This is a genomic window from Nonomuraea sp. NPDC049504, from assembly GCF_040676845.1.
Lineage (GTDB): Bacteria > Actinomycetota > Actinomycetes > Streptosporangiales > Streptosporangiaceae > Nonomuraea > Nonomuraea salmonea.
On record NZ_JBFAPT010000055.1, the window covers coordinates 1 to 15,126 of the forward strand.

The window sequence follows — 15,126 nt, forward strand, 5'->3', positions numbered from 1 at the left end:
CCATCGACCACCCGTCCGCCGCGATGTGATGCGTCACCACCACCAACGCCTGCTCCGAACCGGCCACGAACAACCACGCCCGGATCGGCACCTCGCAGGCGAGGTCGAACGCGTACGTCTCCGCGCGCCGGACCGCCTCCTGCAGCTCGTCGGGGGCCGCCTCGACGACGGAGAGCTCCCAGTCCAGCTCGTCCATGCTGAGGATCCGCTGGTACGGCTCGCCGTCGGCGGCCGGGAACACCGTCCGCAGCACCTCGTGCCGGTCGATGACGTCGCGCAGCGCAGTGCCGAGTGCGTCGCGATCCACCTCACCGGCGAGACGGAGCGTCACGGGAATGTTGTACGTCGCGGTCGGCCCCTCCAACTGCTGGATGAACCACAGGCGGCGCTGCGCGAACGACAACGGCACCCGCTCAGGACGCACCCACGCCGTCAACGCAGGCCGAGCCTCATCCGCCTCCGCCAACCGCTCCGCCAGCCCCCTGACCGTCGGCGCCTCGAACAGGACCCGGATCTCCACCTCCACCCCCAGGACCGCCCTGATCCGGCTCACCAGCCGCACCGCCAGCAGCGAATGGCCGCCCAGCGCGAAGAAATCGTCGTCCACGCCGACCCGCTCCAGGCCGAGGACCTGGGCGAACACCGAGCACAGGACCTCTTCCTGCGGGGTGGCCGGCTTGCGGCCCTGGCCGGTGGCGTACTCGGGGGCGGGCAGCGCGTTGCGGTCGAGCTTGCCGTTCACGGTCAGCGGCAGCTCATCCAGCACCACCAGCGCCGACGGCACCATGAACTCCGGCAACCGCTCACCCGCGAACCGCCGCACCTCCTCCACATCGATGGGTCGTGCGGCGGGCACCAGGTAAGCGACCAGCCGCTTGTCCCCCGGGCTGTCCTCACGCGCCACCACCGCCGCCTCGGAGACCAGCTCACAGGCAGCGATCACCGCCTGGACCTCGCCGGGCTCGATCCGCATGCCGCGGATCTTCACCTGCTCATCCGCGCGCCCGACGTAGACCAGTTCACCGTCGTCCCAGCGCGCGACGTCGCCCGTGCGATACATCCGCCCGCCCCCGAAGGGACAGGCCACGAACCGCTCGGCCGTCAGCCCCGGCCGACCCACATACCCGCGCGCGACACCCGGACCTGCCACGTAGACCTCACCCGCGACACCGACCGGCACCGGCGCCAGATGCTCGTCCAGGACCCAGACCCGTGTGTCGATGACCGGCCGCCCGATCGCCACCCGGCCCGGGCCGCACTGCCACAAGGTGGCATCGACCGTCGTCTCGGACGGCCCATAGGAGTTGAACATCCGCCGGCCGGTGCTCCAGCTCTCCAGCACGGCCGCTGTGAGCGCCTCACCGGCCGCCGTCACCGTCACGCTCGCATCCAGCCCCGCCGGGTCCAAGCCCGCCAGCACCGCCGGAGGCAACGTCACATGCGACACCCGGAAGGCGGTGAGCGCCTGCAGAAGCGCCTCACCCAGCCGAGCATCCTCGGGGACGATCGCCAGCGACGCCCCCGACAGCAGCCCCAGCCACTCCCAGCCGAAGGTGTCGAAGCCCGGCGACGCGAACTGCGCCACCCGCGAACCCTGGCCGACGCCCAGCCACCGCTGCTGCCCCTCTACCAGCGCCCCGATCCCCGCGTGCGAGACCACCACGCCCTTCGGCGCCCCGGTCGAGCCGGAGGTGAACATCACATACGCCGCCTGATCGACGCGCAGCACACCCCGCTCATCAGCCGACAACCGGCCCCCCGGCAGACCCGCCACAGCATCGATGTCCACAGCGTCCGGCAACAGCCCCGGCGACGCCACCGCCACCCGCACCCCAGCCTGCGCAAGCATGGACTCGATGCGCGCCTGCGGGTAGCTGACATCCACCGGCAGATAGGCCGCGCCCGCCTTCAACACCCCCAGCAACGCCACGACCAGGTCCACACCGCGTTCCAGCGCCACCGCGACCACAGACTCCGGCCCGACTCCCCGGCTCAGCAGCGCCCGAGCCACCCGGTTCGCTCGGGTCTCCAACTCGCCGAACGACACCTCCACACCCTCGCTCACCACCGCCACCGCAGCCGGATCCCGATCCACCTGCGCCTCGAACAGCTCCGCCACCGTCCCCGCAAGCGAACCCGCGGGCCCGGCCCCCCAGGAAGCCAGCCGCTCAAGATCCGCCGCATCCAGCACCCCCACCCCCGCCAACGAGGTGTCCGGAGCCGACTCCAACGCCTCGACCAGGTTCTCCATCGCCGTGCACACCAGCCCGGCCACGACCTCCGCGTCCACCCCGGCGACCGCGTCCACCACGACCGACATCCCGTCACCCCGGTCATCCACCGCCACCGACAGCGGATAGTTGGTGAGGTCCCGCGAGTAAACGATCTTGATGTCGTCGAGCGGGGAGGCGGCCGGCGTGCTGCCGTCGCTCACGTTCCCCTGGTAGTTGAGGATCGAGGTGAACAGCGGCAGGTCGGCGGGCACCCCGCTCGAACGCTGGGCGACGGCCAGCGGCGCGTGCTCGTGCATCAACAGCTCAGCGAGCTGCCCGCGCATCCCGGACACCACCTCACCGACCCCGCCACCCAGCCGCACCCGCACCGGCAGCGTGTTGATGAACGGACCGGGAACCCGATCAGCCCCCACCCCCGCATTCATCCGCCCGAACAGCACCGTCCCGAACACCACGTCATCCCGCCCCGACACCGCCCCCAGCACCCGGGCCCACACCACGTGCATCACGGTCGCCGGGCTCACCCCGAGCCGCCGCGAGACCTCGCGCAGCCGTCCGATCGTCTCGCCCGGGAGGTCCGCCGCCGCGCGCCGCACGTCGGCTCCGTCGCCGCGCACGTCCAGCAGCCCGAAGGGCGCCGTCGGCTCCGCCACATCGCCGAGCAACGCCGCGAAGAACCGCTCGTGCTCCTCCTCGCTCACCCCGCCCCGCGCCTGCGCGACGAAGTTCCGGAACGGCACCGGCTCGCCCAGCTCACCACCACGCCCCGCCAGGAACGCCCCCACCTCGTCCAGCAGGATCTCCAGCCCGAGATGGTCCTGAACGAGGTGATGCACCCTTACCAGCGCCAGCCACCGATCCCCGGCCTGCGCCGCGTGCACGTCGAGCAACGGCGCCCGCCCGAGGTCCATCGACATCCCCACCGCCGCCACCAGCTCCGCGACGGGATCGTCCGAGCCGCCCAGGTCCACCGGCACCACGGGCAGCGCGGCCCGCCGCCACACCACCTGGACAGGCTCCCGCACCCCTTCCCAGGCCAGCGACGTACGGAAGACGTCATGCCGGTCGATCACCCGCTGCAACGCCCCGACCAGCTCGTCCAGCCGCTCCCGCGACGGGAACTCCAGGACGACCGGCCGCATGTAGACGTCCCCGCCGCCACCGGCGAGCAGGTGGTGGAACAGCAGCCCTTCCTGCAGCGGCGCCAGCGGATACACGTCCGCCACGTTCGCCGCCCCGCCCTCGACGCCCGCCACGATGCGGTCGATCTCCGCCTGCGACAGGCTGACCAGCGGCAGCATCTCCGGCGTGATGGTCTCCGCCCTGGCCGGGATCAGGTTCGGCGGTACGGGCACCTGCTCCGTCTCGGCGGCGGTGGCCAGCCCGGCCACCGTCGGCGTCTCGAACAGCGCGCGCACCGACACCGACACGCTCCGCGTCCGCAACCGCTCGACCAGCGACACCGCGAGCAGCGAGTGACCGCCCAGGGCGAAGAAGTCGTCCTCCACGCCCACCCGCTCAAGGCCCAGCACCTCGGCGAACGCCGCGCACAGCAGCTCCTCGCGCGCGTTGGCCGGCGGGCGGCCTGAGCCGCCGGAGTACTCGGGGGCGGGCAGGGCCTTGCGGTCCACCTTGCCGTGGACGGTCAGCGGCAGCGCGTCGAGGACGACCACCGCCGACGGCACCATGTGGCCGGGCAGCCGCTCGGCGACGAAGGCGCGGACGGCACCGGCTTCGACGCCTTCATCGTCGGGCACGACGTAGGCGACGAGGCGGGCGTCGCCGGGGACGTCCTCGCGGGCGGTGACGACGACGTGGCGGACGCCGGGGTGGCCGGCGATGACGTTCTCGATCTCGCCGGGCTCGATGCGGAACCCGCGGATCTTCACCTGGTCGTCGGTACGGCCGAGGAACACCAGCAGCCCGTCCTGGGTCCACTTGGCCAGGTCGCCGGTCCGGTACATGCGCCTGCCGAAGGGGCAGGCCACGAACCGTTCTGCGGTCAGCCCGGGACGGCCGGCGTATCCGCGGGCGAGGCCCGCGCCTCGGACGTACAGCTCGCCTGGGACGCCGGCCGGGACAGGGGCGAGCCACTCGTCCAGCACCAGCACGCCGACGTCGGCGAGCGGGCGGCCGACCGGCACCAGGTCGTCACCGGCCGGGGCGGCACCGGGGGGCAGCGTCATGAGCAGCGAGTCGATCGCGGCCTCGGTGACGCCGAAGACGTTCGCGGGCGCGGCGGTCGCGCTCACCTGGGCCACCGTGCCGGTCAGCGCCTCGTACGTCCACAGGTCGGTGCCCGAGATGAGCAGCCGGAGCCGGTCGAGCCGGCCGGCCGTGCGGCAGTGGGCGGCCAGCTCGCGCAGCAGGCTGCCCGGCACGATCTCGGCGATCTCCACGCCGCCCGCCGCGAGTGCGTGGTGCAGCAGCTCGGCGGACAGGTCGCCGGGCGGCAGGAACACCACGGGCCGGCCCAGGAAGAGGCTGCGTGCCATGTCGCCGATGGACACGTCGAACCCGGCGGCGGCCATCGACAGCACGGGTCCTGGGCCGCCGACGCCGGCCAGCGCGTGCTCCCAGGCCGCCACGTACGCGGCGAGCGCGCCGTACGGCACCGTGACGCCCTTGGGGACGCCGGTCGAGCCGGACGTGTACGCCACGTACGCCGCGTTCCCCGCCTCCACCGGACGCCGGTACGTCTCCCCCTGCCCGTCGTCGACCACGACGAGCCGGCACCCGTGGTCCAGGAGCTCCACCGCCGTGTCCTCGAGACCGGCGTCGGTGACCAGGACGGCCGCGCCGCTGTCGCGCAGCATGTGGGCCAGCCGGGCGGGCGGGTAGCCGGTGTTCAGCGGCACGTAGACGCCACCGGCCTTCAGCACGGCCAGGAAGGCGACGGCCAGCTCCACTCCGCGTTCCAGGAGAACGCCGACCGCGACCTCCGGGCCCACGCCCTGGTCGGCGAGCCGCCTGGCGAGCCGGTTCGCCCGCGCGTCCAGCTCGCCGAAGCCGAGCTGCTCCGTGCCGCACACGACCGCCGTCGCTGCGGGATTCCGCGCGGCGTGCGCCTCGAACAGCTCGGTCACCGGCTGCGGCCTGGCCCGCGTGCCGGGCTCGCTCCACTCGGCCAGCACCCGATCCCGCTCGCCGGCGCCGAGGACCTCCACGGCCGACAGCCGGGTGTGCGGATCCGCCGCCACCGCCGCCAGCACCCGGACCCACCGCTCCGCGAGCTGCTCGGCCGACCCCCTGTCGAACAGGTCGGCGGCGGCGACGATCGTGCCGTGCAGGGCGGCCGGTGCGCCGTCCTGATCGAGGAGCTCCGTCATGGTCAGGTCGAGGTCGAACTTCGCGGCCACCTCGCCGGGGGTCAGGCCGGACGACCGCATGCCGGGCAGGTCCAGCTCGGCGTCGATGGTGTTCTGCAGCGTGAGCGCCACCTGGAAGAGGGGGTGGCGGGACAGCGATCTGGACGGTGCCAGCTCCTCCACCAGGCGTTCGAACGGCACGTCCTGGTAGGCGTAGGCGTCCAGGCTCGCGTCCTTGACGCGCCCCAGCACCTCGCGGAACGTCGGGTCGCCCGCGAGGTCGGTACGGATGACCAGCGTGTTCACGAAGAACCCGACCAGATCGTCCAGCGCCTCATCGGTGCGCCCCGCCACCGCGGCCCCGATCGGGATGTCCCGGCCCGCGCCGAGCTTGGCCAGCAGCACCGCGAGCGCGGCCTGCAGCACCATGAACGTGGTCGCGCCCTCGGCCCTGGCCACCTCGACCAGCCGCGCGTGCACCTCGGCCGGCACCTCGACCGGCACCCCATGCCCCCGGTACCCGGGAACGGCCGGACGCGGCCGGTCCACCGGCAACGCCAGCTCCTCCGGGACGCCCTCAAGCGCCTCCCGCCAGAACCCGATCTGCCGCGCCAGCACACTGCCCGGCTCGTCCTCCGCGCCCAGAAGCTCCCGCTGCCACAAGGCGTAGTCGGCGTACTGCACCGGCAGCGAGTCCCACTGTGGTGCGCGGCCGTGTGAGCGGGCCTCGTAGGCGATCGACACGTCCCGGGCCAGCGGCGCCAGGGACCAGCCGTCGCCGGCGATGTGGTGCATGACGACCGCCAGCACGTGCTCGTCCTGACCCGTGAACAGCCAGGCCCTGATCGGCACCTCGGACGCCAGATCGAAGGTGTGCGCGAACGCCCGCGCCACTTCGTCCTGAATGTGCTCCGGCGCGACCTCGACGACCTGCAGCTCCCACTCCAGCTCGTCCATGCTCAGAACGCGCTGGTACGGCTCACCGTTCACGGTCGGGAACACCGTGCGCAGCGCCTCATGCCGGCCGATCACATCCCGCAACGCCGCACCCAGCGCCCCGCGATCCACCTCACCGCTCAGACGCAGCGACGTCGGAATGTTGTACGTCGCACTCGGCCCCTCCAACTGCTGGATGAACCACAACCGGCGCTGCGCGAACGACAACGGCACCCGCTCAGGCCGCTCCCACGCCGTCAGCGCAGGGCGGGCCTCGTCCGCCTCCGTCAACCGCTCGGCCAGACCTCTGACCGTCGGCGCGTCGAACAGGACCCGGATCTCCACCTCCACGTCCAGGACCGCCCTGATCCGGCTCACCAGCCGCACCGCCAGCAGCGAGTGCCCGCCCAGCGCGAAGAAGTCGTCATCCACCCCCACGCCGGACACACCCAGCACCTCGGCGAACAACCCGCACAACACCACCTCCTGCTCAGTGGCAGGCTCACGACCGGCGACCGCGACATGCTCGGGCGCGGGCAACGCCCGGCGATCCAGCTTCCCGTTGGCGGTCAACGGCAGCGCGGGCAGCACCACCACGGCCGAGGGCACCATGTACTCCGGCAGCCTGGCGGCCACGAAGGCCCGCACCGACTCCGGTAGATCGTCTGTCTCCTCCTCGGCGACCACGTAAGCGACCAGGCGGGAATCCCGCGCGATCACCGCGGCCTGTGCCACCCACGGATGTCCGGCCACGACCGCCTGAACCTCGCCGGGTTCGATGCGGTAACCGAGGATCTTCACCTGCTCGTCGGCCCGCCCGAGGAACTCCAGCACCCCATCGGCCCGCCACCGCGCCACGTCCCCCGTGCGATACATCCGCCCGCCTCCGAACGGACAGGCCACGAACCGCTCCGCCGTCAGCCCGGGACGACCCACATACCCCCGCGCAACTTGGTCGCCGGCGATGTAGAGCTCCCCCGCCACGCCCGCCGGCACCGGCTCCAACCGGCTGTCCAGCACGAACAGCCGCGTCCCCGGCGACGGACGCCCCACCGGCACCCGGTCCTCGACCTCGTCGCCTAGCCGCACCTCGAAGGTGCAGCAGCCCACCACCGTCTCCGTCGGGCCATACTCGTTCACCACGACGGGGCCGACGTGACGGACATCCGCCCCGCTCAACGCCTCGCCCCCCACGACCCAGGTTCTGGCGGCATCGGCGAGCACCTCCGCCGGCACGAGCTCGGCCAGCAAGGCGAGATGCCCGGGCACCACCTTGACCAGGCCGAAGGAGTGCTCGCTCAGCAGGGCCGCCAAGCCTTCCGCGCCGCCTTCGACGCTCATCCGCACCGGAGCCCCGGCCACCAGCGGCACCCACACACTCGTCACCGTCAGGTCGAACCCCAGCGACGAATGCACCGGAGCCCCACCATCCGTCTCATACGCCCGCACCGCCCAGCCCACATAAGTGGCCAGACCGCCATGCGTGACCGCCACACCCTTCGGCCTACCGGACGAGCCGGAGGTGTACATGACATAGGCCAACGCGTCCGGAAGCGCCGCCACCTCAAGCGGAGACTCCTCCAGCATCGACAGCTGTACCCGCACCAGCGCGTCATCGAGCCCGACCATCCGCACCCGACCGGCCGGCAGCTCATCCAGCACCTCACTCACACCCAGCACCAACACCGCACGACTGTCAGCCAGCATGAACCCGATCCGCTCAGCAGGCTGAACCGGATCAACCGGCAAAAACGCACCCCCGGCCTTCCACACCGCCAGCATCGCCACAACAGCATCCACCCCACGCGGCAGACACAAACCGACCACCGACTCACGCCCAACACCCTGCGCCACCAGGAAACGCGCCAACCGATTCGCCCGCGACTCCACCTCACCGAACGACAACACCTCGCCCCCACACACCACCGCCACCGCACCCGGCACCTCACCAGCCCGCACCCCGAACCACTCCACCACCGACCCACCCACCGAACCAGCCTCGGCCCCGCTCCACTCCTCCACGACCTGCCGCCGCGCCTCGGCGTCGAGCACCCGTACCGCCGCCAGCGGCAGCTCCGATTCCAGCGCCGCCACCAGCCCCTCCACCGCCGTGGCGAACAACCCGCACACCGTCCGCGGGTCGATCGGCGCCACGGCGTCCACCACGAGCCGCAGTGAGGCGCCGTCGTCGTCGACCGACACCGACAGCGGGTAGCTGTTGCGCTCCCTGGTGAAAACGGTCCTGATGCCCTCGAACGGGTCCTGCGCGGCGCGGTCGCGGCCGCCGCCGACGTTGTGCCGGTAGTTGAGTATCGAGGTGAACAGGGGCGTGTCGGGGGCGACGCCGCTGGCGCGCTGGGCCAGCGCCAGGGGGGCGTGCTCGTGGGCGAGCAGGTCGGCGAGGTGGCGGCGCATGACCGCGACGGCCTCGGCCGCGCCGACGCCGTTCACCTGGAGGCGTACGGGGAGGGTGTTGATGAAGGGGCCGGGCACGCGGTCCGAGCCGGCGCCCGCGTTCATGCGGCCGAACAGCACCGTCCCGAACACCACGTCGTCGCGTCCGGACACCGCGGCCACCACGCGGGCCCAGGCGACGTGCAGCACCGTGGCGGGGCTGACGCCGAGTTGCCTTGAGCGTTCGCGCAGCCGCCGTTCGAGTGCGGGGTCCACGTCCACGGACGTCCTGACCATGTCGACGCCGTCGCCACGGGCGTCGAGCAGGCCGAACGGCGCAGTCGGCTCGTCCACGTCGCCGAGCAGCGCGGCGAAGAAGCGCTCGTGCTCGCTCTCGCTGCCGCCGGTCCTGGCCTGGGCGACAAAGGCGCGGAACGGCATCGGCTCGGGCAGGTCGTCGCCGCGTCCGGCCAGGAACGCCTCGACCTCGCCGAGCAGCACGTCCAGGCCGAGGTGGTCCTGGACCATGTGGTGCACGCGCACCATGCCGAGCCACCGGTCGCCGGTCTGGGTGACGTGCAGGTCGAGCAGGGGGGCCCGGCCGACGTCCATGGACAGCCCGACGGTCGTCACCAGCCGGTTCACCGGGTCGTCGGGGCCGCCGGGGCCGCCGCCGAGCACGACGGTCTCGACGGGGAGCGTCGCCGTGCGCCAGACCACCTGCACGGGCGACGGCAGGCCCTCCCACGCCATGCTGGTGCGGAAGATGTCGTGCCGGTCGATGACCTGCTGCAACGCGTCGGTGAAGGCGTCCAGGCGGGCGCGGGAGCCGAACTCCAGGACGGTCACCAGCACGTACGCGTCCACGCCGCCGCCCGCGAGCAGGTGGTGGAAGAGCATGCCTTCCTGGAGGGGCGCGAGGGGGTAGACGTCGGCGACGTTGGCCGCGCCGCCGGGCACGCCGGCCACGACCTGGTCGATCTCGGCCTGGGTCAGCTCGACCAGCGGCAGCATGTCCGGGGTGATCGCGGCGGGGTGGTCGGGGATCGCGTTGGGCGGCACGGTCACCTGGTGGTCGCCGGCCGTCGCCGCCAGCCCTTCGACGGTGGGGGTCTGGAAGAACGCCCGTACGGAGACGGTGACGCCGCGCTCGCGCAGCCACTCCACCAGCGACACCACCAGCAGCGAGTGGCCGCCCAAAGCGAAGAAGTCGTCGTCCACGCCGACCCGCTCCAGGCCGAGCACGTGCGCGAATCCCTCACACAGCAGTTCCTCGCGCGGGCCGAGCGGGGCGCGGCCGCCCACGGCGTACTCGGGGGCGGGCAGCGCCTTGCGGTCGAGCTTGCCGTTGACGGTGAGCGGCAGGGCGTCGAGCAGCACGAGGGCCGACGGCACCATGTGGGCGGGCAGCCGCTCGGCGGCGTGGCCGCGGATCCGGTCGGCGAGGCCGATCTCGTCGCCGCGAATGGGCTCGGCGGGGCCGATCTCGTCGCCGCGAATGAGCTCGGCGAGGCCGATCTCCTCACGGCGGCCCCGCTCGGCGGAGCCGGTCTGCTCGCCGGCCGGGACGGCGTAGGCGACCAGCCGCCGGTCGCCGGGGGTGTCCTCGCGGACGACGACCGCCGCCTGCGCCACGTCCTGGTGTGCGGCCAGCACGCTCTCGATCTCGCCCGGCTCGATGCGGAACCCGCGGATCTTGACCTGGGCGTCGGCGCGGCCGACGTACTCCAGCCGGCCGTCGCTCGTCCAGCGGGCCCGGTCGCCCGAGCGGTACATGCGCTCGCCGGGCGCGCCGTAGGGGCAGGCCACGAAGCGTTCCGCGGTGGCGCCTGGCCGGTGCCGGTAGCCGCGGGCGAGCTGGCCGCCCGTCACGTACACCTCGCCGGCGACGCCAGGGGGCACCGGGGCGAGCCATTCGTCGAGCACCAGCACCCGGAGTCCGGGCAGCCCGCGGCCGATGACGCTGCCGCCGGTGACGGTGCCGGGCGTCACCTCGTGGAAGGTGACGTGGACGGTGGTCTCGGTGATGCCGTACATGTTGATCAGGCGCGGCCCCGCGGCGCCCTGGTACGGCCACCATCCGGCGAGCCTGCCGACCTCCAGCGCCTCGCCGCCGAACACGATCGCCCGCACGCCGGCCATGCCCTGCGGGCGTCTGGCCGCCGCCGTCATGAGCGGGTAGAACGCGGACGGCGTCTGGCTGAGGATGCTGACGCCGCTCTCCTCCACCAGGGACAGGAACTCCTCCGGCGAGCGGGAGACCGCGTAAGGGACGACCACCACGCGGCCGCCGGACAGCAGCGCGCCCCACACCTCCCACACCGAGAAGTCGAAGGCGAAGGAGTGGAACCAGCTCCACGCGTCCTGCGGCCCCGGGCGGAAGTGGTCGCGGGTCGCGGCGAACAGCTCGGCTACGTTGCGGTGCGTCACCACGACGCCCTTGGGCCGCCCGGTCGAGCCTGAGGTGTGGATGACGTACGCCGGCTGATCGGGGTGCGGCACGACGCGCGGGGCCGGCTCCGCCTCGGCCGGGTCGTCCACCATGAGCGGGCCGGCGCCGTCGGGGAGCAGCCCCGCGGTCTCCGGCGAGGCCACGACCAGGGCGCAGCCCGCCACGAGCTGCCGTATCCGCGCCGCCGGGTAGCCGGGGTCGACGGGCAGGTAGGCGCCGCCCGCCTTCAGTACGGCGATCATGGCGACGATCACGTCCACGCCGCGTTCCAGGACGACGGGCACCACCGTCTCCGGGCCGACGCCGCGCGCGGCCAGCAGCCTGGCCAGGCGCTCGGCCCTGGCGTCCAGGTCGGCGTAGGTGACCTCGGCGCCGTCGCAGACCACGGCCGTCGCCTCGGGCGTCCTGGCGGCCTGCGTCTCGAACAGCTCCACCAGCGACAGCGCCGCGCCGCCCGCCGCGCCGCCTGCCGGGGGCTCCTGCCACGCGACCAGCGCGCGGTCCCGCTCTGCGGCGTCGGCCGCCGGCACCGCGGACAGCCGCGCCCGCGGGTCGGCCGCCACCGCCGCGAGGACCCGGATCCACCGCGCCACCAGCAGGCCGGCGGACTCCCTCTCGAACAGGTCCGCCGCGGCGGTCAGGGAGCCGCGCAGCCCGGCGGGAGCGCCGTCCGCACCGAACGCCTCGTGGACGCTGAACTCCAGGTCGAACCTGGCCGAGGCGCCCCACTCGGCGGCCACGCCGCCCGCCTGCAGACCTTCCAGGTCCAGAGCCGCTTCCTCCACGTTCTGGAGCGTGAGCACGACCTGGAAGAGGGGGTGGCGGGACAGCGACCTTGACGGTGCCAGCTCCTCCACCAGGCGTTCGAAGGGGACGTCCTGGTGGGCGTAGGCGTCCAGGCTGCTCTCTTTGACGCGGCCGAGCACTTCGCGGAACGTCGGGTCACCGGACAGGTCGGTACGGATGACAAGAGTGTTGACGAAGAACCCGACCAGATCGTCCAGCGCCTCGTCGGTACGGCCCGCCACGGCGGCGCCGATGGGGATGTCCCGGCCTGCGCCCAGCTTGGCCAGCAGCACCGCGAGCGCGGCCTGCACCACCATGAACGTGGTCGCCCCCTCGGCCCGCGCCACCTCCAGCAGCCGCGCGTGCACGTCGGCGGGGACGTCGAGCGGCACGACATGCCCGACATGACCTGAAATTTCGGGACGTGGGCGGTCGTACGGGAGATCCAGCTCCTCCGGGATGCCCGCGAGCGCCTCCCGCCAGTAACCGATCTGCCGGGACAGGACGCTGTCCGGATCGTCCTCCTCGCCCAGCAGCTCCCGCTGCCACAACGTGTAGTCCGCGTACTGGACCGGCAGCGCCTCCCACTCCGGTGTCCCGCCACGGGAGCGGGCCTCATAGGCGATCGACACGTCCCGTGCCAGCGGCCCCATCGACCACCCGTCGGCCGCGATGTGATGCGTCACCACCACCAGGACCTGCTCACCCGGCCCCGTCACGAACAACGTCGCCCTGATCGGCACCTCGGACGCCAGGTCGAACGCGTGCTCCCTGGCCCGCCCCACCGCCTCGGCCAGCCCGGCGGCGTCCACCTCGACGACCGACAGCGCCCAGTCCAGCTCCGCCACGCCCAGCACCCGCTGGTACGGCTCACCGCCCTCGACCGGGAACACCGTCCGCAGCACCTCGTGACGGCCGATGACGTCGAGCAGCGCCGCGTTCAGCGCCGCCCGGTCCACCTCGCCGGTGAGCCTGAGCGCGATGGGGATGTTGTACGCCGCGCTCGGGCCGTCGAGCCGGTGGATGAACCACAGCCGGCGCTGGGCGAACGACAAGGGAACTCTCATGACTCCTCCTGGTCACGCCGCATGGGTCGCAACGTCGGCCGTGTCGACCGTTGGTTTCCGAGACGACTCGCCACCCCGGACACGGTGGGCGCCTCGAACAGGGTTCTGATGGACACGTCGGCTCCCAGGACGGTGCGGATCCTGCTGACGAGCCGGATCGCCAGCAGGGAGTGGCCGCCGAGCGCGAAGAAGTCGTCGTCCACGCCGACCTGCTGTCTGCCGAGCACCTGCGCGAACACCCCGCACAGGGCCTCTTCCTGGGGCGTGGCCGGGGCCCGGCTGGTCACGGCCGGGGCATCGGCGGGCAACGCGTTGCGGTCGAGCTTGCCGTTGACGGTCAGCGGCAGCTCGTCCAGCACCACGACCGCTGAGGGCACCAGGTGGGCGGGCAGCCGGTCGGCGGCGTACCGCCTGACGTCCTCGGCCTCGCCGCCCACGACGTAGGCGACCAGGCGCTTCTCGCCCGCGTCGGCGCGCACGATCACCGCCGCCCGCGACACGTCCGGGTGCGCGGCCAGCACCGCCCGCACCTCGCCCGGCTCCACGCGCATGCCGCGGATCTTCGCCTGCTCGTCCGCCCGGCCGACGAAGACCAGCTCGCCCTCAGGGGTCCAGCGGGCCACGTCTCCCGTCCGGTACATCCGGCCGTCCTCGTACGGGCAGGCCACGAAGCGCTCGGCGGTCAGGTCAGGCCGGCCGACGTAGCCGCGCGCGAGCTGGGGCCCGGCGACGTACACCTCGCCGGGCACTCCGACGGGCACCGGGGCCAGGCGGTCGTCCAGGACGTACAAGCGGGTGTTGGTGATGGGCCGGCCGAAGGGGACGACACCGTTGACGTGCTCCACCGAGCCGGCGGTCACCATCACCGTCGCCTCCGTCGGCCCGTAGGTGTTGACCAGCCGCCGGTCCCGAGCCCACTCCCGCGCCGTCCCGCTCGCGATCGGCTCCGCGCCGACCAGCACCGTCTCTACCCCGGCCCAGTCGGCCGGGTCCACGACCTCCAGCAGCGACGGCACCACACTCGCCGCCTGAACGCCGGTGGAGGAGAGCAGGTCTCGCAGCAGTCCGGCGTCGGTCCGTTCCGCAGGCAGCGCGATCACCAGCCGTCCGCCGCGTGCCAGCGTCACCACGACGTCCAGGACCGAGGCGTCGAAGCCGAACGAGGCGAACTGCAGCACCCCCACGCCCGACTCGACCCCCATCACCGGGCCGAACACCTCGATCAGGTTCACCAGCCCGGCGTGCGCGACGCCCACGCCCTTCGGGACTCCGGTCGAACCGGACGTGTAGATGACGTAAGCCAGGCTCGAACCGTCGATCGCGACGCCCGGCCGCTCGTCCGGCAGCCCTGCCGAGTCGTCCAGCGTCACCACCTCCGCCGGGGGCAGCCCCGCCACCGCGCGTTCGGTCACCACGACCCGGGCGCCGGCGTCGGCCAGCATCCACGCGATCCGCTCGGCGGGGTACTCGACGTCGATCGGCACGTACACGCCGCCCGCCTTCCAGACGGCCAGCATCGCCACCACCACGCCGATCCCGCGCTCCAGCACGACCCCCACCGGAGACTCAGGACCCACGCCCTTCGCGATCAGGTGCCGGGCCAGCCGGTTCGCCCTCGCATCCAGCTCCGCGTACGTCACCCCGACCCCGCCGCACACCACCGCGACCGCATCGGGGATTGCCTCCGCCCGCGCCTCGAACAGCTCCACCACCGAGGTCCGGTCCCGTGCGACGTGCTCGCCCTGCCAGTCGCGCACGGCGCGCCACCGTTCCCCGTCGTCGAGCACCGGCACCTGCGACAGCGGCGTGTCCCGGCCGCCGTCGGCCACCGTCTCCAGCGAGCGGACGAGGTTCTCGACGGTGGTGCGCAGGAGGGCGACCACGGAGCCGGGATCGATGGGCGCGGCGGCCTCGACGCCCAGGCCCAGCTCGTCGCCGTCGTCGTCCAC

2 protein-coding genes (1 of these 2 only partly in view) are annotated in these 15,126 nt (G+C 72.9%); both read right to left on the reverse strand.

The features are described 5' to 3' along the window. The coding region (locus AB0K28_RS49850; protein WP_364385198.1) for an amino acid adenylation domain-containing protein at positions 1 to 13,177 on the reverse strand (13,177 nt) is incomplete at its 3' end. Continuing rightward, on the reverse strand, positions 13,174 to 15,126 hold the end of the coding sequence (locus AB0K28_RS49855; RefSeq protein WP_364385200.1) for a non-ribosomal peptide synthase/polyketide synthase. Its footprint extends 20,082 nt past the window's final position; the window shows 1,953 of its 22,035 coding nt (coding positions 20,083-22,035); the start codon falls outside the window, past its right edge; the stop codon is at positions 13,174 to 13,176. The genes AB0K28_RS49850 and AB0K28_RS49855, both read right to left, overlap by 4 nt.